Here is a 24,904-nt window from a genome sequence, read left to right as displayed (position 1 = left end):
GGTGTCCTCCAGCCGGTGCGGTCCTCGGCACGGCTCGGCCATGGGTCGAAGGTCGGTGCCGGCCCGGCCGGAGGGCCGGCCGACACCCCGGTCGTCGTACCGCCCCGTGACGTTCCGCCTGTCGACAGGCGGCGGCGCGGACGGGGTCGGCGGGGCGGCGAGGAGCTGCGGGTCCCGGAGGCGGAGTTCACCTCCTACTACGGCCGGCCGATCCTCAAGGCCCCGGTGTGGCGGTGGGACATCGCGGCCTACCTGTTCACCGGTGGGCTGGCCGCGGGTTCGTCGCTGCTGGCCGCCGGGGGGCAGCTCACCGGCCGGCCGGCGTTGCGGCGGGCCGGCCGGGTCACCGCGTTGGGTGCGGTCACCGCGAGCGCGTACTTCCTGGTCAACGATCTGGGGCGGCCTTCACGGTTCCACCACATGCTGCGGGTGGCGAAGCCGACCTCGCCGATGTCGGTGGGCACCTGGATCCTCACCGCCTACGGCCCGGCCGCCGGGCTCGCCGCCGTCGCCGAGGGGGCACCACTGCTGCCGGAGCGCGGCGTGTCCGGGCTGGCCCGTCGACTGCTGCCCCCGGCCGGGCAGGTCGCCGGGTTGGCCGCCGCCGCCGTCGCGCCGGCGCTGGCCACGTACACCGGTGTGCTGCTGGCCGGGACGGCGGTGCCGTCCTGGCACGAGGCGTACCCGGAGCTGCCGACCATCTTCGCGGCCAGCGCGCTGGCCAGCGGCGCCGGCGTCGGGCTGCTCGCCGCGCCCTGCGCGCAGGCCGGGCCGGCCCGGCGGATGGCGGTGGCCGGGGCGGCGCTGGAGCTGTGGGGCGCCCACTCGGTGGAGACCCGGCTGGGCCTGCTCAGCGAGCCCTACCGGGAGGGCACGGCGGGTCGGCTGCTGCGTGCCGGTCGGCTGCTCACCGCCGCCGGGGTGGTCGGGGCGCTTGTCGGTCGGCGCAGCCGGGCGTTGTCGGCGCTGGCCGGCACGGCGCTGCTGGCCGCCTCGGTGGCCACCCGGTTCGGCATCTTCCACGGCGGGGTGGCCTCGGCGCGGGACCCGAAGTACACGGTGCTGCCGCAGCGGGAACGGATCCGTCGCCGCGAGGCCGGGCAGGTCTGACACCTCGCCGCGCCGCCGGGACGGCCCTGTGGTTGACTCGGAGGCGGAGGCGTTCAGGCGGCTGGTGCCCCTCCCAGCCTTCAAAGCTGGTGTGGTCCGGGATCCGGGCCAGGCGGGTTCGATTCCCGTCCGTCTCCGCCAACCACCGGGGGAGTTGACACGCATGGGCGAGGCGTCGACGGATCCGCGACGGCGGGTGCCCCGTACCGACGTCCTGCTGGCCGACCCGAGGTTGGCCGCCGCGACGGCCGCCCTCGGCCGCGCGCGGGTCAAGGTCGCCGTCGCCCACGCCCAGCAGCGGGCCCGGCACGGTGAGATCACCCCCGACGAGGTACGCGACGCCGCCCTCGCCGCGCTGCCCGCCCCGGATCCGCGCGCGGTGCTCAACGCCACCGGCGTGGTGCTGCACACCAACCTCGGCCGGGCCGCGCTGTCCGCCGCCGCCGTCGACGCGCTGGTCGCCGCCGCCGGCTGCACCGACGTGGAGCTGGACCTGGAAACCGGTCGGCGGGCCCGCCGCGGACGCGACGCGCTGGACGCGCTGGCCGCCGCGGTGCCCGACGCCGCCGCCGTGCACGTGGTCAACAACGGCGCGGCGGCCCTGGTGCTCGCGGCGACCGCCTTGGCGGCCGGGCGGGAGATCGTGGTCAGCCGGGGTGAGCTGGTGGAGATCGGCGACGGGTTCCGCCTGCCCGACCTGCTGGCCAGCACCGGCGCCCGCCTGCGGGAGGTGGGCACGACCAACCGCACCACCCGCGACGACTATGCCGCAGCCGTCGGGCCGCAGACCGGCTTCGTGCTCAAGGTGCACCCGTCCAACTTCGTGGTCACCGGCTTCACCTCGGCCGTCGACGTCGGAGAGTTGGCCACCCTCGGCGTGCCGGTGGTGGTCGACATCGGCTCCGGCCTGCTCACCGCCGACCCGCTGTTGCCCGCCGAGCCGGATGCCGCGGGCACCCTGCGGGCCGGTGCGCACCTGGTCACCGCCAGCGGCGACAAGCTCCTCGGCGGCCCGCAGGCCGGGCTGCTGCTCGGCGACGCCGACCTGGTCGACCGGTTGCGTCGGCACCCGCTGGCCCGGGCGCTGCGGGTGGACAAGCTGACCCTCGCCGCGTTGACGGCCACCCTGCGCGGGCCGGACACCCCGACCCGGTCCGCCCTGCACGCCGACCCGGTCGTGTTGCGGGACCGCTGCGAACGGCTGCGCGACGCCCTCGGGGTCGAGGGCCGCAAGGCCGAGGTGGTGCCCAGCGTCGCCGTGGTCGGTGGGGGCGGGGCACCCGGCGTCGAGCTGGACTCCTGGGCGCTGAGCCTGCCCGAGCGGTACGCCGCACCGTTGCGCCGGGGCGATCCGCCGGTGCTCGGCCGGGTGGTGCGGGGCCGGCTCCTGCTGGACGTGCGCTGCGTCCCCGCCGACGCCGACGGCGCGCTGTGCGACGCGGTGCTGCGGGTGGCCGACTGAGATGCACGTCGTCGCCACCGCCGGGCACGTCGACCACGGCAAGTCCACGCTGGTCCGGGCGTTGACCGGGATGGAGCCGGACCGGTGGGCGGAGGAACGCCGCCGGGGGATGACCATCGACCTGGGCTTCGCCTGGACCGCCCTGCCCACCGGCGACACGATCGCCTTCGTCGACGTGCCGGGGCACGAGCGTTTCGTGCCGAACATGCTCGCCGGGGTGGGTCCGGTGCCGGCGGCGCTGGTCGTCGTCGCCGCCGACGAGGGGTGGATGCCGCAGTCGGCCGAGCACCTGGCCGCCCTGCACGCCCTGGGGGTGTCCCACGGGCTGTTGGTGGTGACCCGGGCGGACCTGGCCGACCCCGGACCGGCGTCGGCGCAGGCCCGGGCGGAGATCGCCGCCACGTCGCTCGGCCCGGTGGAGTCGGTGCCGGTCAGTGCCGTCACCGGTGCCGGCCTGCCCGACCTGCGCGCCGCCCTGGGCCGGCTGGTCGGTCGGTTGCCCGCGCCGGAGACCGACCGGCCGGTGCGGCTGTGGATCGACCGGGCGTTCACCATCCGGGGCAGCGGCACGGTGGTCACCGGCACCCTCGGCGGTGGCAGCCTGCGCGTCGGCGACCAGTTGGAGGTCGCCGGCAGCGCCGAACCGGTCCGGGTCCGTGGCCTGCACCGCCTCGGCGTGGCCGAGCAGCGGGTCGCGGCGGTGGCCCGGGTGGCGGTGAACCTGCGCGGGGTGCCTCGGGACCGGCTCGGTCGGGGCGACGCGCTGCTCACCCCCGACGCGTTCCACCGGACCGGCCTGCTCGACGTGCGGCTGGCCGGTGACCCGGCCGGTGACCTGCCGGCCACGCTGACCCTGCACGTCGGCTCGGCGGCCGTGCCGGCCCGGGTCCGGCCGCTCGGCGGGGACACCCTGCGGCTGCGGTTGGCCCGTCCGTTGCCGCTGCTGGTCGGGGACCGGGCGCTGCTGCGCGATCCGGGGCGGCACCACGTCTGCGGTGGGGTGACCGTGCTGGACGTGGCGCCGCCGCCGCTGACCCGGCGGGGCGCCGCCGCCGCCCGCGCCGCCGTCCTCGTCGACCTGGACGGGCGTCCGGACCTGGCCGGCGAGCTGCGCCGCCGCCGGCTCGTCCGGGCCACCGACCTGACCCGGATGGGGATCACCGGTGACGCCGTCCCGGTCGCCGGGGAATGGCTGGCCGACCCCGGGCACTGGCGGCAGCTGGGGGTACGGCTGGTCGAGGAGGTCACCGCCTGGGCTGCCGCGCACCCCCTGGAGCCGGGCGCCCCGGTGGAGGCGCTGCGGCAGCGGCTCGGCCTGCCCGACCGGGCGCTGGTCGAGGCGTTGGTCCGGTCGCCGTTGACGCTACGGGCCGGCCGGATCGGCGTCGGTGACACCGGCGGGCTGCCCGAGCCGGTGGCCCGGGCGGTCGACCGGGTCCGCCGTGAGTACGCCGCCCACCCGTTCCGCGCGCCGGAGGCCGACCGGCTGGCCGCGCTGGGCCTCGGGCCCCGGGAGGTCGGTGCCGCCGTCCGGGCCGGGGCGCTACTGCGGCTGGCGGAGAACGTGGTGCTGCTGCCCGACGCGGCCGACGACGCGGTACGGGTGCTCGCCCGGCTGCCGCAACCGTTCACCCTCAGCGCCGCCCGGCAGGCCCTGGACACCACCCGGCGGGTGGCGGTGCCGCTGTTGGAGCTGCTGGACCGGCGCGGGCTGACCCGCCGGCTGCCCGACGACGCCCGCGAGGTGACCGGCTCCGGTTGACCGGCCGAGGCGTCGTGCCGGGGCGACCGGTCGGGGCGCGCTGGTGAACCGTCCTCCCGCCGGCTCCCGGTCGCCTACCGTGACGCCATGGACCCTTCGGCGGTCTGGCGGGACCGGAACCACCGCTGGCGGATCGAGGCCTACCGCGCGCCGGACCTGCGGTTCGCCATCTTCGCCACCAACGGACCCACCGAGTCCGCGCCGTTGTGGTTGTTCGGCATGGCGGCGCTGGCCCGCTGGTTGATGACCCACGCGATCTCCCTGGACGACCTGGAGACCGACTGACCCGGGCAGGAGAGCGGTTGATCCGGATCGGCGGCCTGCCGCCCCTCGTCCAGCCCGCCGTCGCCCGGACGAGGGAAGCGTGTCCGATACGTCTACTTCGGTCGGGTTGCTGCTCGTACCGTGCGGGGCGTGAAGGATCGAGGGATGCGGACGTTCCTGGCGGTGCTCGCCGGTCTCGCGGTGATCTACTTCGGGGTGACCGGGCGTAGCTCCACCGAGGAGGGCGGCGGGGTCTCCGGTGGGGTGGTGTTGCTGGCCCTGCTGGCCGCCCTGCTGGTGTGGCACCTGACCAAGCCGGCGGGCAACAAACCGGTCGACTGAGCCGTCGGTCGATCCGGCGGAGCGGCGCGACCACGGCCCGGGTCAGCTCACCTCTCAGCGGGTCGCGGCGGCGGCCCGGGTCACCTCGCCGGCCGACTCCTCGCCGAGGGCCACCCGCACCAGCGCCGACGCCAGCCGACCGAAGTCCGGCTCGGCGACCAGCCCGGCCAGCCCGTGCGGGTCGGCCGGCAGACCGAGCCGTTCCGCCCCGGCCAGGGTGCGCCGGTCGGCGTACGGGCGCACGTCCGGCCAGACCGTCTGCGCCTCCCGCAGGAAGATGTCCGCCCCGGTCGGGCCGATGCCGGGGAACCCGGTCAGCCCCCGCCGCAGCGCCGCCGGCTCGCCCCCGGTCTCCCGGTGCAACCGCCGCAGGTCACCGTGCCAGCGGTCCAGACACAGTCGGGCGCCCGTGCCCAGCATCGTGGCGGTCCGCTCGTCGTAGCGGCGGTAGTGGCCGCGACCCAACGCGTCCACCCGGTCCTGCCAGCGTGACGCCTCCATCGCCTGCGGCGTACGCCAGCCGGCGGCGAACAGCTCCCGGGCGGCGGCCACCGCCACCTGGGCCCGGATTCGGGTGCTCAGCAGCGTGGTGAGCACCAGCAGTTGATAGAGCGGACCGGGCCGGTCGGCCAGCGTGATGCCGGCCTCCTCGGCGTAGGTGCGGCCGTGCCGCTCCAGCAACGTCCGGGCCACCAGTCGGTCGTTCCCCATCTCCCGGTACTACCCGTCCTGCCGCACCTCAGCCCTGCACCCGGGGGCGGAATGCCCCGGGGCCGCATGCGTCAGGCGGTGGCGGGTAACCGGCTGGCGGGCGCGGAGGGCCGTGCCCGTCCATCCGGAAGGAGACACCCGTGACGAACGTGCAGCAGCCCGAGATGCGTCGCAACGGGAACAACCCGACCGTGCAGGACAGCAAGGGCCCAGGTGTGACGGGCCATCCCGCGAACCGGGGCACCTCGCCGGGTGACCGGGGCCGACCGACGCCCCGTGGCCAGGCCTCCCCGTACGGTCCGGGCCAGCAGCGCGCCGACGACCACAGCGACCGGGGCTGACCACCGCCCGGTGGTGTCCGCCGCCGGGCTACCGGCCGCGTCCGTCGTGCCGCCCGACCGGGACCACCCGGGCCGGGCGGCACGACGCGGGCACCCCGCCGCCGGACCGGGTCGGGCGTCGGCGGGGTGCCCGCGTGCCTCACTTCGGGTCGCCGGGTTCGCGTTCGCCCTTGGGGCCGTAGGTCCGTTCGCCCCGGACCACGCCACGCTGGCCCCGGTCGTCCTGGAGGATCCGGTTGGCCACCTGGTTGGCTTCCTGGTCGGAGGCGCGTCCCGACTGCTCGACCAGGTCACGCAGCCGTGCCCGTTCCTTGTCGTACGCGTTGCTTCCTGGCCGTGGTCCTGGCATCGCCGCCTCCTCGGTCCGTCCTCGCCTGCGGTACCCGCGCCGACTACCCTTCCTCCGTCCGGCCAACCGCGCCGGTCCGCTCAGTCGGGGCTGCGCACCACCGCGACCGGGCAGGCGCTGTGGTGCAGCACCCCGTGGCTGACCGACCCGAGCAGCAGACCGGTCAGCTCGCCGTGGCCCCGGCCACCCACCACCACCAACTGCGCCCGACGGGACGCCTCGGTGAGCGCGGCGACCGGTCGGGCGCGCACCGGTTCGGCGTCTACTGGCACGTCGGGGTGTCGTTCGGCGAGGCCGACGAGGCTCTCGGCGAGTACGTCGGCCTCCTCGTCGCGCAGCCGGGCCTCGTCGTGCACCAGGGGTTGGATGTCTCCTGGACGGGCGGACGCCGGATGGGTGTAGGCGTGCACGGCCCGCAGCCGGGCACCCCGGGCGGACGCCTGCGCCGCGGCGTACTCCACCGCGTCAAGGGACGCCGCGCCGTCGACCCCGACCACCACCGGGCCGCCGGCGTGTTCCTGGCCCCGCGCGACCAGCACCGGGCAGTCTGCGTGCGTGGCGATCTGGATCGCCACCGAACCGACCACCAGGGCGGTGAATCCGCCGAGGCCCCGGTCGCCCAGGACGATCACGGCCGCGGTGGGTGACTCACCCAGCAGCACCGCCGAGGCCTCACCGTCGAGGATCTCGCCGGTCACCCGGATCCCGGGGCTGACCGCCCGGGCCTCGGCCACCGCCGCCTCGACCAGGTTCTTCGCTTGCTGACGCAACCCGCCGCCGGGTGGGTTCCCGGCGACCGGATCGATCGGCACCCGCAGCAGCGGCCAGATGAAACCGTGCACCACCCGTAGCGGCCGGTGTCGCCGTGCCGCCTCCGTCGCGGCCAGCCGGACGGCGCGCAGCGCCGGCTCCGAACCGTCCACGCCCACCACCACCGCCGCGTCGTTCGCCGAGTTCACCCCGCGCACCTCCTGCCCGCGCCAGTATCGCGGCCGGGCGGGTCCCGGCGGGGCGATACCGCAACCATGGCCGGGGCCCGACCGTTCCGCTCGTGACCCGTGCGACGGGCCGTCTACGCAACGGCCCGCTCGTGACCCGCCGACCGGGGGTGCGCAGCGCCGTCTGCTCGGTGACCTGGCGCACCGGTGGCCCGGGACCGGGGTGGGGTGACCGCTCCGTATGATGCTTGCCCTGTAGCAAGAATCTCGGAGGGACGAACATGCCGGATGCGCTCGCAGCGATGTCGCGTGCGCTACGTGAGGCTCCACCCGACCAGCTCGTGGAGGCCGTCGACCGGGCTCTCCGGTCCACGTTCGCCGCCGTACGGGTCGACGTGTTCCTGGCCGACTACCGGATCAGTGGGCTGTGGTCGGTGCTCGACCCGGAGCTGTCTGCCGGCTCCCTCAGCGGCCAGGGCGTCGCGCAACGCTGTTTCAGCAGCCAGCAACCGGTGCTCGATCCGTACGACGGCGGGCATTGTCGGGTGTGGGTGCCGCTGACCGCCTGGGGGGAACGGCTGGGGGTGCTCCTGGTCGAGCTGGCCGACAGCCCGGACCGCCCGACGCTGGACCTGATCGCCGATCTGGCCGTCGACCTGGCCACCACCCTGCGGGCCGCGGACCGGGAGACCGACCGTTACCGGCGGACACGTCGTCGGGAGCGACTCAGCATGGCCGCCGAGATGCAGTGGGACCTGTTGCCCGGGCGGAGCGTCACCCACGAGGCCTTCCTGTTGGCCGGGCAGCTGGAGCCGGCGTACTCCGTGGGTGGTGACCATTTCGACTGGTCGGTCGATCCCGGGCGGCTCACCCTGACCGTCCTCAACGGCACCGGCACCGGACTGGCCGCCGCGATGCTCACCGCCCTCACGGTCAACGCCATCCGCAACGCGCGGCGCTCGGGCGGCGGCCTGGTGGAGCAGGCCGAGCTGGCCTCGGACACCCTGTTCTACCAACACCGCGGCCAGCGGCACGTGGCGACGTTGCTGTTGGCGGTGGACACCGCCACCGGCCGGGTGCGGGCGGTGGACGCCGGTTCGCCGCGCGTGCTGCGACTGCGGGGGACCACCGTCGAACGGATCGCCCTGGAACAGCAACTGCCGTTGGGCATGTTCCCCGAGACCCGGTACACGGTGCAGGAGTTCGACGTGCGGCCCGGCGATCGACTCTTCGTGGTCAGCGACGGCGTGTACGACGCGCAACCAGGTGGCCAGGAGGCCTACGGTGAGCGGGCGATGGCCCGGTCGATGCGGTCGACTCGGCTGCAACCGGCGACGGAGGCGGTTGGTACGGTGATGCGCGAGCTGTTCGCATATCATGCCGACACTGATCTACGTGACGACGCCGTCGTCGTGTGCCTGGACTGGTGCGGGCGGCGCGGACGATGATCGGTGGTCAGCGCCACACGACAGCGGACAATCGCAGGGGACAGCGGGTGGATCGACCTCCGGATCTTGCTGCGGCGATCGACGCCGCGGCCGAGGCGTTCGTCGGCGTGCTCGACTCGGCCACTTCCCGTCACCAGGTGACGATCCCGCCGACCCAGCTACGGGTGCTGGCGTTGATCAGGGAACGACCGGAGACGAACGTCAACGGGCTGGCCGAGCTGCTGGACGTGGTGCCCTCGTCGGCCAGCCGGCTCTGTGACCGGTTGGAGGCCACCGGGCTGTTGCGCCGCACCCCGGACCCTCGGGACCGGCGGGAGGTGCGACTGGTCCTCACCGCCGCGGCGGTGACCCTGTTGGCCGAGGTACGCCAGCGGCGGCACCGGGCGGTGCAGGCGGTGTTGGACCGGATGCCGCCCCGGGCCCAGCACGAGTTGCTGCTGGCGTTGCTGGCCTTCGGGCAGGCGGCTGCCTCGGGGACGCCGCCGCAGGCAGACCCCGCCGTCCGCACCGCCTGAACGCTGCCGTTCCGGTCCCCTTGTGTCCTAGGACGCTTTACGGATGGTTGCTCAGCACACCACGGCACCACGGCCACGCGTCCCGCCGGACAAGGCGAGAGCGCCCGATATAGTGGCTGCCGGCCCAGGGTGTCGACCATCCCGGACCGGATCAGGGGGAGGTCCCGGCCCGGGATCACCGAGGCGCCGGCACTCGCCGGCCCGGTAGCGCACGGCTGACCGTGGTGCCCACGTGGGCACCCGGATCGTGCTGCGGAGGGAGGTTCGGTGTCACGTCGGCCGGCTCGGGCAGAGCATCCGCGTGCATCGGGTGGTGACGCCGGCGCGACGGACCGGGTGCTGACGTTGCCGAACCTGATCAGCTTCGTCCGCTTGCTCGGCGTGCCCCTGTTCCTGTGGCTCTTCCTGGTCGTGGAGGCGGACGTGGCGGCGATCGTGGTACTCGCCGCCGGCGGCACCTCCGACTGGGTGGACGGGTGGATCGCCCGCCGGCTCGGGCAGGTCAGCCGGGTCGGCGAGCTGCTCGACCCGCTGGCCGACCGGCTCTACATCCTCGCCACGCTGCTCGCCTTCACCGCCCGCGAGGTGGTGCCGTGGCAGTTCACGGTGGCGCTGCTGGCACGGGAGGTGCTGCTGCTCGGGTCGTTGGCGGTGCTGCGCCGGTACGGCTACGGGCCGCCGCCGGTGCACTACCTCGGCAAGACCGCCACCTTCATGCTGCTGGCCGCCTTCCCGGTGCTGCTCCTGGCGTCGACGACCACGTCGGTGACGGCGACGACCGCCGCGGCGATCGGCTGGGGGGCGGCCTGGTGGGGTCTGGTGCTGTACTGGGTGGCCGGGGCGATGTACGTGATGCAGGCGTCCCGGTTGGTCCGTGCGGCCCGCTCGGGGGCCGCCGCGTGAGCGCGCCGCAGGACGGGCCGAAGCCGCCGGTCCGGTTGTTCACCCCGGACTTCCTCACCGAGCTGTTCCAGAATCCGTTGGATCCGGGCTATGCCGACGCGGCGGCCCGGCGGCGGGAGGCACCGGCGCCGAGGGGGTGGCGGAGTGCGTCCGCGCGGGCGGTGGCGATCGTGGTGGTCGCCGCTGTGGGTTTCCTGTTCGCGGTGGCGTACCGGGAGACGATGGCCGACGAGCCGAGTCGCAGTCAGGCGCGGGCTGCGTTGATCGCGCAGATCAAACAGCGGGAGGCGGAGACCGACGAGATGACCGTGCGGGCCGGGCGGCTGCGCGAGGAGGTCGGCCGGCAACGGGACGCGGCGTTGAGTGGTTCGCAGGCGGCCCGGTTGCGCAACCTTGAGGCCGGTACCGGGCTGGGCCGGGTGCGGGGGGACGGGGTGGTGGTGCGGTTGGCCGACGCCCCCGTGCAGGACGACGGGGCGGTGGGCGGTGACTCGGGGGCCGGGCCGTCGCGGGTGATCTACTCGGATCTGCAGAAGGTCGCGAACGACCTGTGGGCCGCGGGTGCGGAGGCGATCTCGATCAACGGGCAGCGGTTGACGGCGACGTCGACGATCCGGTCGGCGGGGGCGGCGATCCTGGTGGACTTCCGTCCGGTGACCAGCCCGTACGAGGTGTCGGCGATCGGGCCGAGGTCGTTGCGGGACAAGTTCGACGACAGCCGGTCGGCGTATCTGATGCGTCGGGTGGCCCGGGACACGGGGTTGTCGTTCGAGGTGCGTGAGGCGGACGACCTCACGCTGCCGGCCGCTCCGGAGCCACGGCTACGCTACGCGGAGCCGTCGGTCAGTCCGAGTCCGTCGTCGACGGGTTCGGGTGCTGTTCGTCCGTCCGGTACCGGGTCGTCCGGTCCGGGTCCGTCTTCCCGCTCTTCCGGAGGTGTCCGATGATCGCGGTGCTGGCGTTGCTCGCCGGTGTGGTGCTGGGGATCTATCTTGATCCGACGGTGCCGGCGGCGTTGCAGCCGTACCTGCCGATCGCGGTGGTGGCCGCGCTCGACGCGGTGTTCGGTGGGGTGCGGGCGAAGTTGGACCGGATCTTCGACGACAAGCAGTTCGTGGTGTCGTTCATCTCGAACGTCCTGGTGGCCGGGTTGATCGTGTATCTGGGTGACCAGTTGGGGGTGGGTGGTCAGTTGTCCACGGGGGTGGTGGTCGTGCTGGGGGTGCGGATCTTCGGCAACGTGGCGGCGATCCGCCGGCACCTGTTCCGGGCGTAGGTTGGTGGCGTGAGCGACGAGCATCGGGAGACGGGTACCGGGTGGCCGCAGCCGGCGGACCCGGTCGGGCCGACGGATGAGCCGGATCCGCGGCCGGACGCGCCGAATCCGGACGAGTTGAGTCCGTTGGTGCCGGATGAGCCGCCGGAGGGTCGTCCGGCGGAGTCCGGTGACGACGATGGGGCGACGGTGAATCTGGCGGAGTTGGCGTCGCCGGGGGCGCAGCCGTCGGGGTCCGCCGGGTCCTCGGGGGGTTCGTCGGTGTCGGCTGGTGCTTCCGGGTCGGCTGGTGCCTCGGGGGCGGCTCGGAAGGTGTCGTCGGCGGGGGTGATGATCGCGGCGTTGCTGGCGTTGTTGGGGTTCACGCTGGTGGTGCAGTTGAAGACCACGTCGACGGATCCGACGCTGGCGGCGACCCGGCAGGAGGACCTGGTACGGATCTTCTCGGATCTGGATTCCCGGGAGAAGCGGTTGCAGCAGGACATCGAGGGCCTGGAGGACAGTCAGCGGCAGTTGCGGTCGGGGGAGCAGGGTCGGCAGGCGGCGTTGCAGGAGGCGACGAAGCGGGCCGACGAGTTGGGCATCCTGTCGGGTGCGTTGCCGGCGCGGGGGCCGGGTCTGGCGGTGCGGTTCGACCCGGGTGGCAAGCCGATCCGGGCGGATCGGGTGCTGGACGCGGTGCAGGAGCTGCGGGGTGCGGGTGCGGAGGCGATGCAGATCTCCGGTGGGGATCGGGCGTCGGTGCGGATCATCGCCTCGACGTACTTCCTGGACGGGTCCGGGGACGTGTTGGTGGTGGACGGGCGGGCGTTGACGGGTCCGTTCACGATCACGGTGATCGGGGATCCGGAGACGATGCGTACCGCGTTGAACATTCCGGGCGGGGTGGCCGCATCGGTTCGCGGTGACGGCGGTAACGTGAGCGTCGAGGAGCGTGAGGTTGCCGAGGTTTCGGCGCTGCACGCGCCGTTGAAGCTGGAACACGCCCGTCCGGTCTCCTGACCGGCGCGGCCGCGCCGGGTCCGTCCCGGCGTATCGATGGATGAGGGACGCGCTGGTGATTCCTGAGGGTCTGCGTTACACCGCCGAGCACGAGTGGGTGGCCGGTGCCGAGGGCGGTAACGTCCGGGTCGGTATCACCCAGTTCGCGCAGGATGCGTTGGGTGACATCGTGTTCGTCCAGTTGCCGGACTCCGGTGTGGTGGTGGAGGCCGGTGAGTCGTTGGGCGAGATCGAGTCGACCAAGAGCGTGTCGGAGATCTACGCGCCGGTGAGCGGTACGGTGGCGGCGCGGAACGAGGCGTTGGGTGATTCTCCCGAGGTGATCAATTCGGATCCGTACGGTGCGGGTTGGTTGGTGGAGATCGCACCGGCGGATCCGGCGGCGGTGGACGGTTTGTTGTCCGCTGATGAGTACCGTGAGCTCACCGAGAACTGAGTGGTGTCGTGCCGGGCGTGGGTGATGTTCTCCGCGCGTCCGGTTGCCCTGCATTTCGGCGCTGGCTAGGCTCGCCCAGTCGACCGAGAACCCCAAAAATGGTGAGCGTTGGGTGATTGCCTTCCTGGGCACGGGGAGCCAGCCGCTGGGTGTGTGATCTGCCCGGTGGCCATCCCGCCGTCACCTTGACGTTGACCGAACTGATCCGTGAGGTGGTCCCATGACGCGCCCAGGCGACGAGTTCCCCCCGCTCGACGTCACTTCGACGCTCAATCTCGGTTCGCTGGACGAAGTGCTGGAGGGTCCGGACACCGATGTGGTGCCGAGTCGGATGTCCGGCTCGTTGCCGCCGGGTATGGCGCTGCTGGTGGTTCGTCGGGGCCCGAATGCGGGTGCCCGGTTCCTGTTGGATCATGATGTGACGACGAGTGGCCGGCATCCGGACAGTGACATCTTCCTGGACGATGTGACGGTGTCGCGGCGGCACGCGGAGTTCCATCGGGATTCGGGGACGTTCACGGTGCGGGACGTGGGGAGCCTGAACGGCACCTACGTGAACCGGGAGCGGGTCGAGGCGGCCACGTTGAGCAATGGTGACGAGGTGCAGATCGGTAAGTTCCGGGTGGTCTTCATCGCCGGTCCTCGCCCGGAGGAGGAGGCCGGCCGGGGGTGAACGAGCCTGCGGCCTCCGTACCGTCCGGGGCGGCCCGGTCGCACCCGCTGATGAGTATCGGTGAGGTGTTGGGTCAGCTGCGGGTGGAGTTTCCGGACGTCACGATTTCGAAGTTGCGGTTCCTTGAGGCCGAGGGTCTGGTGGAGCCGCAGCGGACGGCGGCGGGTTACCGGAAGTACAGCTGGGACGATGTGTCCCGGTTGCGGTTCGTGCTGACGGCGCAGCGGGATCAGTATCTGCCGTTGCGGGTGATTCGCGAGCAGTTGGCGCAGTGGGACGGTGGCGACGAGGCGCCGGGTCGTCAGCGTCCGACGTTGGTGGCGGTGGGTCCCGGTGGTGAGGTGCCGGGCCGGTCGGTGGAGGAGCCTGAGTCGCAGGTGCGGCTCGGGCGGGCCGATCTGGTGGCGCGTAGTGGGATCGCCGAGTCGACGTTGGGTGAGTTGGAGCGGCTGGGTGTGTTGGTGCCGGATCCGCCGGGGTGGTATGACGCGGATGCGTTGATCATCGCGCAGGCGGTGGCGGGGCTGGCGGCGTACGGCCTGGAGCCTCGGCATCTGCGGGGTTACCGGTCGTCGGCGGATCGTGAGGTCGGCCTGTTCGCGCAGTTGGTGGCGCCGTTGGCGCGGCAGTCGGATCCGGCGGCGCGGGCGCGGGCGGCGGAGACGGCGCGGGAGTTGGTGGCGTTGTCGCAGCAGTTGCACGCGGCGTTGGTGCGGGTGGGGTTGCGGTCGACGTTGGGTCGGTGAGGTGTGCGGAAGGTTCTGCCCCGGGAAGCGTGCCGTAGGCTTGCCGGGGTAATCCCTTTTCTGGCGCGTGGTGTGTGCTGGTGCGGATGGGACGGCCGTGTCGCGGTCCGTGTACCGTGCAGGGACAGGGCGCGGCGGGTGTAGGTGACAACGACACGGAGGCGGCGGTGCGCGAGCTGAGCGTGGTCGGGGTTCGGGTGGAGTTGCCCAGCAACCAGCCGATCGTCCTGCTCAGGGAGGTCGAGGGCGACCGCTATCTGCCGATCTGGATCGGTGCGGTCGAAGCCACGGCGATCGCCTACGAGCAGCAGGGGGTCAAACCGGCCCGGCCGTTGACGCATGATCTGTTGCGGGACGTGCTGGCGGCGTTGAAGGCGCCGTTGCAGGCGGTGGAGATCACGGAGTTGAAGGAGAACGTCTTCTACGCTGATCTGTTGCTGGGTGACGGGGTGCGGGTGTCGGCCCGGCCGAGTGATTCGATCGCGTTGGCGTTGCGGGTTGGTGCGCCTATTCGTTGTGCGGAGCAGGTCCTCAGTGAGGCGGGGATCGTGATTCCCGACGAGCAGGAGGACGAGGTGGAGAAGTTCCGGGAGTTCCTGGAGCAGGTGCGTCCGGAGGATTTCGCCGGCTGATCGCCGGTTCTCGTCGGTGTCGCGGTGGCGGTGCCGTGGTGCGGTGTGTCGTCGCGCGGCGTGTCGCGCCGGTTTCTCCGTGGTAACCCCTGGGTGCGGCGTTAGGGTTGCCGTGTCGAGGGGTGCACGTCGTGGGAAACGGCGGGTTGCCGCACTGACGGGGAGGTTGTCGGGATGCACGAGCCGCGGGATCCTGAGCCAGGTGTGGAGCGGGGCGAGCCGCCGGTGGTGTCGTCGCCGGTGCCGTTGGACGGTGACGGTGCGGTCGGATACCGGGGTGTGACCGCGTGTCATGCGGCGGGGATCAGTTACCGCCAGTTGGATTACTGGGCGCGGACGACGCTTGTGGTGCCGAGTGTGCGGGACGCGTCGGGTTCGGGTACGTCGCGGTTGTACTCGTTCCGGGATCTGGTGGTGTTGAAGGTCGTCAAGCGGTTGTTGGATGCCGGGGTGTCGTTGCAGAACATCCGTAAGGCGATCGAGGCGTTGCGGTCGCGGGGGGTGGAGGACCTGGCGGGGATCACGTTGATCTCGGATGGGACGACGGTGTACGAGTGTCGTTCTCCGGAGGAGGTGGTCGACCTGTTGCAGGGTGGGCAGGGTGTGTTCGGGATAGCGATCGGTGGGGCGTTCAAGGAGATCCAGGGTTCGTTGTCGCATCTGCCGGCGGAGCCGGCGGTGGCCGGTGGTGGGGTGTCGGTGCCGGCCGGTGGTGAGGTTGCGGAGGGTTCGTCGTCGGGTGTGGTGGGTGACGAGCTGGCGGCGCGGCGGGCGCGGCGTAGGGCGGGTTGAGCGGGGTGTCGGGGACGCCGCGGCCGGGTTCCGGTCGCGGCGTTTTTTCGTGGGTGGGTAGTGATTTTTGTCGCATCGATGCAGGTCGTGGCTGGCGTGGTGCCCTGGGTGGGACTGGGGTGTGGCGGCGTCCACTGTGGATTTCCGGTGGTGGGGTCGTGTTGTTGACAGCTGTGGTGGGGCCAGGAATCCTGTCCAGGGCGATCACGGGGGACATCGACTGATCACGTTGGGTGATGGTTGGTGGTGGCGTCGAGCTGATGCGTGGACCATGGTGCGGGGGTCGCATCCGTGGTCCCGCCGAGGACGGGAAACGAACCGAAGTGCACATTGATCACTATGTCGGTCTGGGTTCCGCGCGGGCCGGTGGTGCTGTCGCCGATCTTGCCGCCGGGGCGCGTTGCCCGGTGACGGCCGCACTTCCGCCGGCTGAACCGGTCGGTGCCGGTGTGGACGTGGCGGCGGAGGCGGCGGAGTTCCTGGAGTCGATGTACGCCGAACGGCAGTTGTCGGGGTTGGCGGCGCGGTGGGCGGAGGTGCGCGAGGAGATCGCGTTGACCGGTTCCTACCGGCACACCCGGGAGGAGTTGGTGTACGGGGCGCGGGTGGCGTGGCGGCAGTCGGCGCGGTGTGTGGGGCGGGTGCGGTGGGCGGGGTTGCGGGTGCGGGACCGTCGGCACGTGTCGACGGCGGCGGGTATCGCCCAGGAGTTGTCGGCGCATCTGGCGGCGGGGGACAACGGGGGGCGTATCCAGTCGGTGATCACGGTGTTCGCGCCGGATCGGCCGGGGGTGGGTCCGCGGGCGCGGATCTGGAACGACCAGTTGGTCCGTTACTGCGGTCATGTGCGTGCTGACGGTTCGGTGGTGGGGGATCCGGCGCAGGTGGGGATGGTGCGGGCGGCGCGCCGGTTGGGGTGGCGTCCGCCGCCGGTGCCGGGGCGGTTCGACCTGTTGCCGTGGGTGATCGAGACGGCGCAGGAGCGGCCGACGGTGTGGGAGGTGCCGCGGGAGCTGGTGCGGGAGGTGGCGTTGAGTCATCCGGATCATCCGTGGTTCGCGGATCTGATGCTGCGTTGGCATGCGCTGCCGGTGATCAGTAACATGCGTCTGCGTGTCGGCGGGGTCGACTACAGTTGCGCGCCGTTCAACGGGCATTACCTGGGTGACGAGATCGGGACCCGGAACATGGGCGACCGGGAGCGGTACGACCAGTTGCCTGTGGTGGCGGCGGGGTTGGGGCTGGACACGTCGCGGGAGGACACGCTGTGGCGGGAGCATGCGGCGTTGGTGTTGAACCAGGCGGTGTTGCATTCGTTCCGGGTGGCGGGGGTGCGGGTGTCCGATCCGCACACCGAGTCGGAGTTGTTCATGAAGTTCTGTGCGCAGGAGGAGCGGGCGGGTCGGCCGGTGCACGGTGACTGGTCGTGGCTCAACGGGAGTGTGGGGTGGGCGGCGTTGCACGCGGTGCATCACCGCTATTACGACACCCGGGTGCCGAATCCGAATCTGTGGCAGGCTGACCGCGCTTACGACCCGGACGGTGTGGTGGAGATGACGTTGCGTGAGCGTCATGACCTGGCTCGCGCGCAGGAGGACTGAGGATGGACAACGCGGCGTTGCGCCAGAGTTGGAGCCAGTTCTCCGCTGCCGGGCCGGAGGCGGCGAAGTATTTCTATGCCACGTTGTTCGTGGTGGCGCCGGAGGCCCGGTCGATGTTTCCGACGAACATGCAGTATCAGGAGGACAAGCTCCTGGCGGCGTTGGGGCACATCATCACCAGTCTGGACGATCCGGGGGCGTTGACGACGTTCGCGCAGCGGTTGGGTGCCGACCACCGTCGGTTCCACGGTCGGGACCAGCGGGGTAATCCGGTGGCGTTGGGGGAGCGGCACTACATCTGGGTGGGTCAGGCGTTGTTGGCGACGTTGGAGCGGTTCCTCGGCCCGTACTTCACTCCGGCGTTGCGGGCGCAGTGGGCGGCGGCGTACGAGTTGGTGGCGAAGGTGATGCTCGACGGCGCGGCGGAGGCGGAACGGACGTCGCCGCCGCACTGGGAGGCGGAGGTGTTGACGGTGGAGCGGCGGCGCGCCGACGTCGTGGTGTTCACGGTGCGTCCGAATTATCTGTGTGCGTACCGGCCGGGTCAGTCGTTGCCGGTGCAGGTGCCGCAGTTGCGGACGTGGCGGTATCTGTCGCCGGCGAACGCGCCGCGGGCGGACGGGACGATCGAGTTCCATGTCCGGGCGGCGGGCCGGTTCTCCACGCATCTGGTGCGTAGGTTGCGGGCGGGTGAGCGGTTGTTGTTGGGGCATCCGACGGGGACGGCGTTGTCGTCGTACGACAGGTCGCCGCAGTTGCCGTTGTTGTTGATCGCCGGGGGGACGGGGTTGGCGCCGTTGCGGGCGGTGGTGGAGGCGGTGCAGCAGGGCGCGGGGCGGCGTACGACGTTGGTGGTGGGTGGGCGTACTCCGGACGACCTGTATGACGAGCCGACGTTGTCGCGGTTGGCGTCGATGCCGCCGGCGGCGGGTTGGCAGGGTGGGTCGGGGTGGTTGCGGTACGTGCCGACGGTGGAGACGGGTTGGGGTTGGCGGGGTGCGGTCGGGCGGGCCGGTGACACGGCGGTGCGGTTGGGGCCGTGGTCGGACACGGAGATCCTGGTGTGTGGGAGTCCGGAGATGACCCGGGAGACGGTGGCGATCCTGGTGCGCTCGGGTGTGGAACCGGAGCAGATCCTGACGGAGAGCTATGATCATTCTCTTTATCCGCCGCTCGCCGAGGCCGTTTCCGGTGCTCCGCGTGACTTCAGTGGGACAGGTGCACGATGAGCGTCGACCGTTCCGACCGGGTCGGGGCCGAGCAGGGTGAGATCACCCGCCAGTTGTCGGTGTTGGAGGAGCGGCGGTTCCGGGGTAGTCACTGGTTGTCCGCCGACGAGGTGGCGTCGGTGGTGCGGTCGGCGGATGACCGGATCGGGTTGTTGACGGCGGAGTTGGAGCGGCAGCGGCGGGAGAACCAGGGGCTGCTGAGTCAGGTGGAGATGCTGCGGCACGGGACGTTGCCGAGCAGTGCGCCGCAGGGCCCGGATCCGATGGTGGTCGAGTTGGCGATGCGGGCGCAGGACGAGGCGAACCGGACGATCGGTGAGGCCAGCGCGGAGGGTGCGGAGATCATCGCGGATGCCCGGCGGCAGGCGGAGGAGATCCTGGCGGAGGCGCATCGGCGGGCCGGTGACGTGGGCGGGTCGGGTCCGCTGTCCGGTGGGGGGCCGTCGCCGGAGTTGGCCGGGAAGTTGCAGGCGTTGGAGGAGCGGCATGCGGCGGCGTTGGCGGCGGTCGCGGCGGCGCAGCAGCAGCTGAACCGGTGGCAGGCGTACCTGTCGGCGCAGTCGGAGCAGTTGCGGGCGGATGCGGCGGCGGCGGGTGGGGCGAGCGCCCAGTTGCGGGCGGTGCTGGGCGGCTGATCCGCTGCGGTGGGTGTGGTCTGCCGCGGGGTGTGGGGCCGGTGCGCCGGGTGCAGGTGTCTTCGGGTCGCCGCGGGTGGGTCGGCTGAGGCAGCATGGACCGGTGACGGAGACGAGCGACGCGTTGGCCGGGCTGGTCGCCGCCGGTGGGGTGGTGGTGCTCAGCGGGGCGGGGTTGTCCACCGAGTCGGGTATTCCCGACTACCGGGGGCCGACCGGTGCGGCCCGTCGGCACACCCCGATGACGTACCAGACGTTCACCGGGGATCCGGTGGCCCGGCGGCGGTACTGGGCGCGTAGTCACCTGGGGTGGCGGTTGATCGCGCGGGCGGCGCCGAACGACGGGCATCGGGCGGTGGCCCGGTTGCAGGCCGCGGGTCTGGTCGACGGGGTGATCACTCAGAACGTCGACGGTCTGCACTCGGCGGCGGGTAGTCGGCAGGTGGTGGAGTTGCACGGCCGGCTCGACACGGTGGTGTGTCTGCGTTGCGGTGACCGTACGTCGCGGGAGGATCTGGATCGGCGGTTGGTCGCGGCGAACCCGGGGTTCGACGTGAGGGTCGACGTGGTGAATCCGGACGGTGACGTGGAGCTCGACGACGACCGGGTGGCCGGGTTCCGGATGGTCGACTGCACGTGTTGTGGTGGGGGGATGCTGAAACCGGACGTGGTGTTCTTCGGGGAGGCGGTGCCCGCGCAGCGGGTGTCGCGGTGTTTCGCGATGGTCGGTGGGGCGCGGTCGTTGTTGGTGTTGGGGTCGTCGTTGACGGTGTTGTCGGGGCGGCGGTTCGTGTCGCGGGCGGCGACGTTGGGCATCCCGGTGGTGATCGCCAACCAGGGTGCCACCCGGGGTGACGGGTATGCGGCGCTGCGGGTGGACGCCCCGTTGGGGCGGGTGCTGACCGGGTTGGCCGACCGGGTGGCCGCCGCCGTGCCGTCGGCGCGCGGCGGGTCGGGTCCGGTGCCGGCGGCGACGCCGGTGGCGGGCTGACCCGGGGGTACGACATCCGCCGGTAACAGCGGCGCTGGTAGCGTTGACCATGCCGACACCACCCGCGCGGGAGAGATCGCCCAGTTGTATCCGGGCGGCGCCGAAGGGGCAGATTCTCCCCGGAACCTCTCAGGCAGAAGGACCGCGACGGGCAGGCACTGTGGAGCGCCGTGCGCGTGACTCAGGGGGAGGTTGATCCGTCGACCTCGCCGTGAGTCTGGAGCGCACGCATGACCGTAGAGCAGTTCGCCGACCGGCATATCGGTCCCGGTGCCGACGATGAGCGTCGCATGTTGGAGGCCGTCGGGTACGGCTCGATCGACGAGCTGATGGACGCGGCGATTCCCGAGGTGATCCGCTGGCACGGCACCCTGGATCTGCCGGCGCCGGCCACCGAGCGGGAGGCGATCGCCGAGCTGCGGGCGTTGGCGGCCCGTAACACGGTGGCGGTGTCGATGATCGGCCTGGGTTACCACGGTACGCACACTCCGGCGGTGATCCGCCGTAACGTGTTGGAGAACCCGGCCTGGTACACGGCGTACACCCCGTATCAGCCGGAGATCAGTCAGGGTCGGCTGGAGGCGCTGCTGAATTTCCAGACCATGGTCACCGACCTGACCGGGCTGGCCACGGCGAACGCGTCGATGCTCGACGAGGCGACCGCGGCGGCGGAGGCGATGACCCTGGCCCGCCGGGCGTCGAAGAGCCGCAGCGCGGTGTACGTGGTCGACGCGGACGCGTTGCCGCAGACCGTCGCGGTGCTCGCCGGCCGGGCCGAGCCCCTCGGTATCGAGGTGCGGGTGGTAGACCTGGCGGTGCAGGAGTTGCCGGCGGAGTTCTTCGGGCTGCACCTGCAGTACCCGGGGGCGTCGGGTGCGGTGCGGGATCATGCGCCGTTTGTCGACGCCGCGCACGCGGTGGGGGCGTTGGTGACGGTGGCGGCGGACCTGTTGGCGTTGACGCTGCTGCGGGCGCCGGGGCGGATCGGGGTGGACATCGCGGCGGGCACGACGCAGCGGTTCGGGGTGCCGATGGGCTTCGGTGGGCCGCATGCCGGTTATCTGGCGGTGCGGGCGGGGTTGGAGCGGATGTTGCCGGGCCGGCTGGTCGGGGTGTCCCGGGACGCGGCAGGTGAGCCGGCGTACCGGTTGGCGTTGCAGACCCGGGAGCAGCACATCCGGCGGGAGCGGGCGACCAGCAACATCTGCACCGCGCAGGTGCTGTTGGCGGTGATGGCCGGCATGTACGCGGTGTACCACGGGCCGGAGGGGTTGCGGCGTATCGCGCGGCGTACCCACGGGATGGCGGTGCGGCTCGCGGCCGGGTTGCGGGCCGGTGGCGTCGCCGTCACCGACGTCGCGTTCTTCGACACGGTGACGGCGGTGGTGCCGGGTGGGGCGGCGCGGGTGGTGGCGGCGGCGGCGCAGCGGGGGGTGAACCTGCGGCTTGTCGACGCCGACCGGGTGGGGGTGTCGTGTGACGAGACGACCACGGCGGCGCACCTGGCGGCGGTGTGGGCGGCGTTCGGGGTCGACCCGGTCGACGGGGACGTCGAGGTGGCCCTGCCTGCGGCGGAGGTGGCCCTGCCTGCGGCGTTGGTGCGGGACGGGGACTTCCTCACCCATCCGGTGTTCCGCAGTCACCACTCGGAGACGGCGATGCTGCGCTATCTGCGCCGGTTGGCGGACTTCGACTACGCCCTGGACCGGGGGATGATCCCGTTGGGGTCGTGCACGATGAAACTGAACGCGACCACCGAGATGGAGCCGGTGACCTGGCCGGAGTTCGCCCACCTGCATCCGTTCGCGCCGGACGCGCAGACCGCCGGGTACCGGGAGCTGATCGCCCAGTTGGAGGGATGGTTGGCGGAGGTGACCGGGTACGACGCGGTCAGTGTGCAGCCCAACGCGGGGTCGCAGGGGGAGTTGGCGGGGTTGTTGGCGATCCGTGCCTACCACCGGGACCGGGGGGACGCCCACCGGGACGTGTGTCTGATCCCGTCGTCGGCGCACGGCACGAACGCCGCGTCGGCGGTGATGGCCGGGATGCGGGTGGTGGTGGTCGGCTGCGACGCCGACGGCAACGTGGACCTGGTCGACCTCGACGCGAAGATCGACAAGCACCGGGACGCGCTCGCGGCGATCATGGTGACGTACCCGTCGACGCACGGGGTGTACGAGACGGGCATCGCGTCGTTGTGTGCGAAGGTCCACGACGCCGGTGGTCAGGTGTACGTCGACGGGGCGAACCTCAACGCGTTGGTCGGGTTCGCCAAGCCGGGGCGGTTCGGGGCGGACGTGTCGCACCTGAACCTGCACAAGACGTTCTGTATTCCGCACGGTGGTGGTGGGCCGGGGGTGGGTCCGGTGGCGGTGCGGGCGCACCTGGCGGCGTACCTGCCCGGTGATCCGTCGGCTGCCCCGGTGCCGGGGGCGCCGGCGATCTCGGCGGCCCGGTACGGGTCGGCGGGCATCCTGCCGATCCCGTGGGCGTACCTGCGGATGATGGGTGCGGCGGGGTTGACCCGGGCGACGGGGGTGGCGGTGCTGGCCGCGAACTACGTGGCGGTGCGGCTGCGGGAGCACTTCCCGGTGCTGTACGCGGGCAACAAGGGCCTGGTGGCGCACGAGTGCATCCTGGATCTGCGGGGGTTGTCGAAGGCGACCGGGGTGAGTGTCGACGACGTGGCGAAGCGGTTGGTCGACTACGGGTTCCACGCGCCGACGATGTCGTTCCCGGTGGCGGGGACGCTGATGGTGGAGCCGACCGAGAGTGAGGACCTGGCCGAGCTGGACCGGTTCTGCGAGGCGATGATCGCGATCCGGGCGGAGATCGACAGGGTGGCCTCGGGGGAGTGGCCGGCGGGGGACAACCCGTTGGCCAACGCCCCGCACACCGCGGTGATGGTGTCCGGTGACCGGTGGTCGCACCCGTATCCGCGGTCGGTGGGGGCGTACCCGGCCGGGGTGGACCGGGTGGGGAAGTACTGGCCGCCGGTGCGGCGGGTCGACGGCGCGTACGGGGACCGGAACCTGGTGTGTTCGTGTCCGGCGCCGGAGGCGTTCGAGGACTGAGGCGCGGTGCCGGGGCGGCGGACGTGCCGCCCCGGTGCGGCGACCGGGGGAGGGCGGCCCCTGTCCCGGGGGCTAGCCTGGGGTGTCCTGGTCGGGCCTGCCCACGCTCGGTGAGCAGGTCACGCGACCCGGGTGCGGGTCAGGCGACGAGGGCGTGTCGGGCCGGCCCGCGGTGCGGGGCGATTGTGCTGCCGTCGGGAAGGAGTTCACCGGTGTCTTCGAAGACGATGACACCGTTGCAGAGCAGGCTCCAGCCCTGCTCGGGGAAGCAGGCGATGACCCGGGCGGCGTCCCGGTCGGTCGCTTCGGCGGAGGGGCAGGTGATCTGGTGCTGGCACATCGGGTTCTCCGGACTGTGGGGGCACTGTGTCATGGTTCACATGACCAGTGACGCACAGTACCAAGGGACGCCGTGTCGGATCGAGCGGCCTTCCGTCATGTCGCCCCGAAATCCGCTGAACGGATGAGCGGGAATGGTCCACCCGGCGTGGAAACGCTCCCAACGGCGTCGGTCGACGTACCGGGAGTACCGGTGCGCTGCCGCAGCGTGCTGGTGGAGCGGGACCGGTTCGAGTGGCACGTCACCGACGGTGGCGACCCGGCCGCGCTGACCGCCGGGTTCCTCACCGCGCACGGGTTGCCCGTCGAGGACCTGACCCGACCGGCGACCCACCGGCCCGATGGTCCCTGCGGGGCCGCCGTGTTCGTCTCCGCCGCCGCCGGCGCCCGGATGGTCGGCGCACCCGTCGGCGCGGTCAGCCCCACGCCCGGCCTGCCGGACGTGGCCGTGGTGGTCTACGCCCACGCCGCCACCCCCACCCCGTCCGGTCCGACGGCAGGCGGGTTGCGGATGGGGCCGTGGCGGGACAGTTGGACCGCCGGGCAGCACGCCGACGCGGTGCGGGCCGTCCGCGCCGCCATCGGCCGCGGCGACGTCTACCAGGTCAACGTGGTGGGGCACGCCGCCGCCGGATACCGCGGCGACCCGCGACCCGCGCTGGCCCGCCTCGCCGGGCTGCCCGGCGCCCGCTACGGCGGCACCCTGCACGGCGACGGCTGGGCGATCGGCTGCGCCTCACCGGAGACCCTGGTCGCGGTGCACGACGGCCGGGTCGTCACCCGACCGATCAAGGGCACCCGCCCGGCGACCGCCGCCGGCCGCCGTGACCTGCTCGCTTCGGCCAAGGAACGCGCCGAACACATCATGATCGTCGACCTGGAGCGCAACGACCTGGCCCGGGTGGCCCGTACCGGTTCGGTGACCGTCGACGAGTTGTTCGCGGTACGCCGCTGGTGTGACCTGTGGCAGGCCGAGTCGACCGTGTCCGCGGCCCTCGCCGACGGGGTGGGCCTGGCCGACCTGCTGCGCGCCACCTGCCCCGGGGGGTCGGTCACCGGTGCCCCGAAGCACGCCGCGTTGGCGTTGATCGCCGCCGTCGAACCCGTCGGTCGGGGCGCCGGCATGGGGGCGTTCGGCTGGGTGGGTCCCGGGCACCTCGATCTGGGTCTGACCATCCGTACCGTCGCCGCCGACCGCGACCGGCTGCACCTGTGGGCCGGCGGCGGCATCACCTGGGACAGCGATCCCGCCGCGGAGGTCGCCGAGGCCGCCGCCAAGGCCGCCCCGGTGCGCGCCCTGCTCGCCGCCGGCTGAACACACCGGCCGTACACC

27 protein-coding genes, 1 tRNA gene and 1 riboswitch are annotated in these 24,904 nt (G+C 72.4%); of the genes, 24 read left to right on the top strand and 4 right to left on the bottom strand.

Features of this window, described 5'->3' with window-relative positions:
• Positions 1-165: 165 nt before the first annotated feature.
• The 6 genes from nrfD to OHQ87_RS09885 all read left to right on the top strand — a co-directional run bounded on the left by nrfD (position 166) and on the right by OHQ87_RS09885 (position 4,940).
• Entirely contained in the window at positions 166-1,110 is a 945-nt protein-coding gene (gene nrfD, locus OHQ87_RS09910) for an NrfD/PsrC family molybdoenzyme membrane anchor subunit (protein ID WP_442930813.1), read from the top strand.
• A gap of 45 nt (positions 1,111-1,155) precedes the next feature.
• Positions 1,156-1,251: transfer RNA gene (locus OHQ87_RS09905), tRNA-Sec, on the top strand.
• 22 nt (positions 1,252-1,273) lie between these two features.
• The gene (gene selA / locus OHQ87_RS09900; protein ID WP_328347123.1) at positions 1,274-2,572 is read left to right on the top strand and encodes an L-seryl-tRNA(Sec) selenium transferase; all 1,299 of its coding nucleotides are present in this window, start codon (positions 1,274-1,276) and stop codon (positions 2,570-2,572) included.
• 1 nt (position 2,573) lies between these two features.
• A complete protein-coding gene (selB, locus tag OHQ87_RS09895; protein ID WP_328347121.1) occupies positions 2,574-4,334 on the top strand; it encodes a selenocysteine-specific translation elongation factor in 1,761 nt (586 codons plus the stop codon).
• An 87-nt stretch (positions 4,335-4,421) separates the two neighbouring features.
• Entirely contained in the window at positions 4,422-4,619 is a 198-nt protein-coding gene (locus OHQ87_RS09890) for a hypothetical protein (RefSeq protein WP_091240450.1), read from the top strand.
• Between the two features lie 144 nt (positions 4,620-4,763).
• The gene (locus OHQ87_RS09885) at positions 4,764-4,940 is read left to right on the top strand and encodes a hypothetical protein (protein ID WP_328347116.1); all 177 of its coding nucleotides are present in this window, start codon (positions 4,764-4,766) and stop codon (positions 4,938-4,940) included.
• 54 nt (positions 4,941-4,994) lie between these two features.
• Here the strand turns inward: OHQ87_RS09885 and OHQ87_RS09880 are convergent, their stop codons facing one another.
• On the bottom strand, positions 4,995-5,651 hold the full coding sequence (locus OHQ87_RS09880; protein WP_328347114.1) for a hypothetical protein: 657 nt from the start codon (positions 5,649-5,651) through the stop codon (positions 4,995-4,997).
• Positions 5,652-5,791: 140 nt separating this feature from the next.
• Between OHQ87_RS09880 and OHQ87_RS09875 the strand changes: the two genes are divergently transcribed.
• Positions 5,792-5,992: a hypothetical protein gene (locus OHQ87_RS09875; protein WP_328347112.1), complete on the top strand. Its 201-nt coding sequence runs from the start codon at positions 5,792-5,794 to the stop codon at positions 5,990-5,992.
• A gap of 139 nt (positions 5,993-6,131) precedes the next feature.
• On the opposite strand, the gene OHQ87_RS09870 is transcribed toward OHQ87_RS09875, so the two are convergent.
• Entirely contained in the window at positions 6,132-6,341 is a 210-nt protein-coding gene (locus tag OHQ87_RS09870; RefSeq protein WP_328347110.1) for a phosphatidylethanolamine-binding protein, read from the bottom strand.
• Positions 6,342-6,421: 80 nt separating this feature from the next.
• Complete coding sequence (locus OHQ87_RS09865) at positions 6,422-7,300, bottom strand: universal stress protein (protein ID WP_328347108.1); 879 nt, start codon at positions 7,298-7,300, stop codon at positions 6,422-6,424.
• A 260-nt stretch (positions 7,301-7,560) separates the two neighbouring features.
• Between OHQ87_RS09865 and OHQ87_RS09860 the strand changes: the two genes are divergently transcribed.
• From OHQ87_RS09860 to gcvP, 16 genes are all read left to right on the top strand, one after another.
• Positions 7,561-8,727, top strand: a complete 1,167-nt coding sequence (locus OHQ87_RS09860) for a PP2C family protein-serine/threonine phosphatase (RefSeq protein WP_328347106.1) — start codon at positions 7,561-7,563, stop codon at positions 8,725-8,727.
• 47 nt (positions 8,728-8,774) lie between these two features.
• Complete coding sequence (locus tag OHQ87_RS09855; RefSeq protein WP_328347104.1) at positions 8,775-9,242, top strand: MarR family winged helix-turn-helix transcriptional regulator; 468 nt, start codon at positions 8,775-8,777, stop codon at positions 9,240-9,242.
• Positions 9,243-9,509: 267 nt separating this feature from the next.
• On the top strand, positions 9,510-10,145 hold the full coding sequence (locus tag OHQ87_RS09850; RefSeq protein WP_328347102.1) for a CDP-alcohol phosphatidyltransferase family protein: 636 nt from the start codon (positions 9,510-9,512) through the stop codon (positions 10,143-10,145).
• Positions 10,142-11,092, top strand: coding sequence for a DUF881 domain-containing protein (locus OHQ87_RS09845; RefSeq protein ID WP_328347100.1), 951 nt, complete (start codon positions 10,142-10,144; stop codon positions 11,090-11,092). The genes OHQ87_RS09850 and OHQ87_RS09845 overlap by 4 nt, the downstream gene beginning before the upstream one ends.
• A complete protein-coding gene (locus tag OHQ87_RS09840) occupies positions 11,089-11,421 on the top strand; it encodes a small basic family protein (protein ID WP_067311500.1) in 333 nt (110 codons plus the stop codon). Before OHQ87_RS09845 ends, OHQ87_RS09840 begins: the two co-directional genes overlap by 4 nt.
• Before the next feature lie 9 nt (positions 11,422-11,430).
• Positions 11,431-12,423 carry a DUF881 domain-containing protein gene (locus OHQ87_RS09835; RefSeq protein ID WP_328347096.1) on the top strand — a complete coding sequence of 331 codons (993 nt, stop codon included), beginning with the start codon at positions 11,431-11,433 and terminating at the stop codon, positions 12,421-12,423.
• A 55-nt stretch (positions 12,424-12,478) separates the two neighbouring features.
• On the top strand, positions 12,479-12,859 hold the full coding sequence (gene gcvH / locus OHQ87_RS09830; protein WP_328347094.1) for a glycine cleavage system protein GcvH: 381 nt from the start codon (positions 12,479-12,481) through the stop codon (positions 12,857-12,859).
• A gap of 220 nt (positions 12,860-13,079) precedes the next feature.
• A complete protein-coding gene (odhI, locus tag OHQ87_RS09825; RefSeq protein WP_067311506.1) occupies positions 13,080-13,532 on the top strand; it encodes an oxoglutarate dehydrogenase inhibitor Odhl in 453 nt (150 codons plus the stop codon).
• Positions 13,533-13,582: 50 nt separating this feature from the next.
• Complete coding sequence (ftsR, locus tag OHQ87_RS09820; protein ID WP_328348793.1) at positions 13,583-14,278, top strand: transcriptional regulator FtsR; 696 nt, start codon at positions 13,583-13,585, stop codon at positions 14,276-14,278.
• A gap of 167 nt (positions 14,279-14,445) precedes the next feature.
• On the top strand, positions 14,446-14,910 hold the full coding sequence (locus OHQ87_RS09815; protein ID WP_130401049.1) for a bifunctional nuclease family protein: 465 nt from the start codon (positions 14,446-14,448) through the stop codon (positions 14,908-14,910).
• 174 nt (positions 14,911-15,084) lie between these two features.
• Positions 15,085-15,702: a MerR family transcriptional regulator gene (locus OHQ87_RS09810; RefSeq protein WP_328347088.1), complete on the top strand. Its 618-nt coding sequence runs from the start codon at positions 15,085-15,087 to the stop codon at positions 15,700-15,702.
• A gap of 407 nt (positions 15,703-16,109) precedes the next feature.
• The gene (locus OHQ87_RS09805) at positions 16,110-17,303 is read left to right on the top strand and encodes a nitric oxide synthase oxygenase (RefSeq protein WP_328347086.1); all 1,194 of its coding nucleotides are present in this window, start codon (positions 16,110-16,112) and stop codon (positions 17,301-17,303) included.
• A gap of 2 nt (positions 17,304-17,305) precedes the next feature.
• Positions 17,306-18,532, top strand: coding sequence for a globin domain-containing protein (locus tag OHQ87_RS09800; protein WP_328347084.1), 1,227 nt, complete (start codon positions 17,306-17,308; stop codon positions 18,530-18,532).
• Complete coding sequence (locus OHQ87_RS09795; RefSeq protein WP_328347082.1) at positions 18,529-19,167, top strand: hypothetical protein; 639 nt, start codon at positions 18,529-18,531, stop codon at positions 19,165-19,167. Before OHQ87_RS09800 ends, OHQ87_RS09795 begins: the two co-directional genes overlap by 4 nt.
• Before the next feature lie 103 nt (positions 19,168-19,270).
• Positions 19,271-20,158 (top strand): NAD-dependent protein deacetylase, encoded by an 888-nt coding sequence (locus tag OHQ87_RS09790; protein WP_328347080.1) that lies wholly within the window; start codon positions 19,271-19,273, stop codon positions 20,156-20,158.
• 57 nt (positions 20,159-20,215) lie between these two features.
• Positions 20,216-20,313: riboswitch (glycine riboswitch) on the top strand.
• A gap of 75 nt (positions 20,314-20,388) precedes the next feature.
• The gene (gene gcvP, locus OHQ87_RS09785) at positions 20,389-23,232 is read left to right on the top strand and encodes an aminomethyl-transferring glycine dehydrogenase (RefSeq protein WP_328347078.1); all 2,844 of its coding nucleotides are present in this window, start codon (positions 20,389-20,391) and stop codon (positions 23,230-23,232) included.
• A gap of 139 nt (positions 23,233-23,371) precedes the next feature.
• Here gcvP and OHQ87_RS09780 read toward each other — a convergent pair whose 3' ends face one another.
• Entirely contained in the window at positions 23,372-23,572 is a 201-nt protein-coding gene (locus OHQ87_RS09780; protein WP_067311530.1) for a DUF5999 family protein, read from the bottom strand.
• 123 nt (positions 23,573-23,695) lie between these two features.
• On the opposite strand from OHQ87_RS09780, the gene OHQ87_RS09775 reads away from it, so the two are divergent.
• A complete protein-coding gene (locus tag OHQ87_RS09775; protein ID WP_328347072.1) occupies positions 23,696-24,886 on the top strand; it encodes a chorismate-binding protein in 1,191 nt (396 codons plus the stop codon).
• Positions 24,887-24,904: the final 18 nt, after the last annotated feature.

Source organism: Micromonospora sp. NBC_00421, from assembly GCF_036017915.1.
In the GTDB taxonomy this organism is placed as follows: Bacteria; Actinomycetota; Actinomycetes; order Mycobacteriales; family Micromonosporaceae; genus Micromonospora.
Note: the sequence above shows the minus strand (reverse complement) of the source record. Positions and strands in the feature narration are given on the sequence as shown.

What these genes read in the sequence shown, in the direction of transcription:
- selA (WP_328347123.1), top strand. Translation starts at nt 1,274, where the DNA reads ATGGGCGAGGCGTCGACGGATCCGCGACGGCGGGTGCCCCGTACCGAC.
- OHQ87_RS09775 (WP_328347072.1), top strand. Translation starts at nt 23,696, where the DNA reads ATGAGCGGGAATGGTCCACCCGGCGTGGAAACGCTCCCAACGGCGTCG.
- OHQ87_RS09795 (WP_328347082.1), top strand. Translation starts at nt 18,529, where the DNA reads ATGAGCGTCGACCGTTCCGACCGGGTCGGGGCCGAGCAGGGTGAGATC.
- odhI (WP_067311506.1), top strand. Translation starts at nt 13,080, where the DNA reads ATGACGCGCCCAGGCGACGAGTTCCCCCCGCTCGACGTCACTTCGACG.
- OHQ87_RS09890 (WP_091240450.1), top strand. Translation starts at nt 4,422, where the DNA reads ATGGACCCTTCGGCGGTCTGGCGGGACCGGAACCACCGCTGGCGGATC.
- OHQ87_RS09810 (WP_328347088.1), top strand. Translation starts at nt 15,085, where the DNA reads ATGCACGAGCCGCGGGATCCTGAGCCAGGTGTGGAGCGGGGCGAGCCG.
- OHQ87_RS09780 (WP_067311530.1), bottom strand. Translation starts at nt 23,572, where the DNA reads ATGTGCCAGCACCAGATCACCTGCCCCTCCGCCGAAGCGACCGACCGG.
- selB (WP_328347121.1), top strand. Translation starts at nt 2,574, where the DNA reads ATGCACGTCGTCGCCACCGCCGGGCACGTCGACCACGGCAAGTCCACG.
- OHQ87_RS09860 (WP_328347106.1), top strand. Translation starts at nt 7,561, where the DNA reads ATGCCGGATGCGCTCGCAGCGATGTCGCGTGCGCTACGTGAGGCTCCA.
- OHQ87_RS09800 (WP_328347084.1), top strand. Translation starts at nt 17,306, where the DNA reads ATGGACAACGCGGCGTTGCGCCAGAGTTGGAGCCAGTTCTCCGCTGCC.
- OHQ87_RS09840 (WP_067311500.1), top strand. Translation starts at nt 11,089, where the DNA reads ATGATCGCGGTGCTGGCGTTGCTCGCCGGTGTGGTGCTGGGGATCTAT.
- gcvP (WP_328347078.1), top strand. Translation starts at nt 20,389, where the DNA reads ATGACCGTAGAGCAGTTCGCCGACCGGCATATCGGTCCCGGTGCCGAC.
- OHQ87_RS09870 (WP_328347110.1), bottom strand. Translation starts at nt 6,341, where the DNA reads ATGCCAGGACCACGGCCAGGAAGCAACGCGTACGACAAGGAACGGGCA.
- OHQ87_RS09885 (WP_328347116.1), top strand. Translation starts at nt 4,764, where the DNA reads ATGCGGACGTTCCTGGCGGTGCTCGCCGGTCTCGCGGTGATCTACTTC.
- ftsR (WP_328348793.1), top strand. Translation starts at nt 13,583, where the DNA reads ATGAGTATCGGTGAGGTGTTGGGTCAGCTGCGGGTGGAGTTTCCGGAC.
- OHQ87_RS09880 (WP_328347114.1), bottom strand. Translation starts at nt 5,651, where the DNA reads ATGGGGAACGACCGACTGGTGGCCCGGACGTTGCTGGAGCGGCACGGC.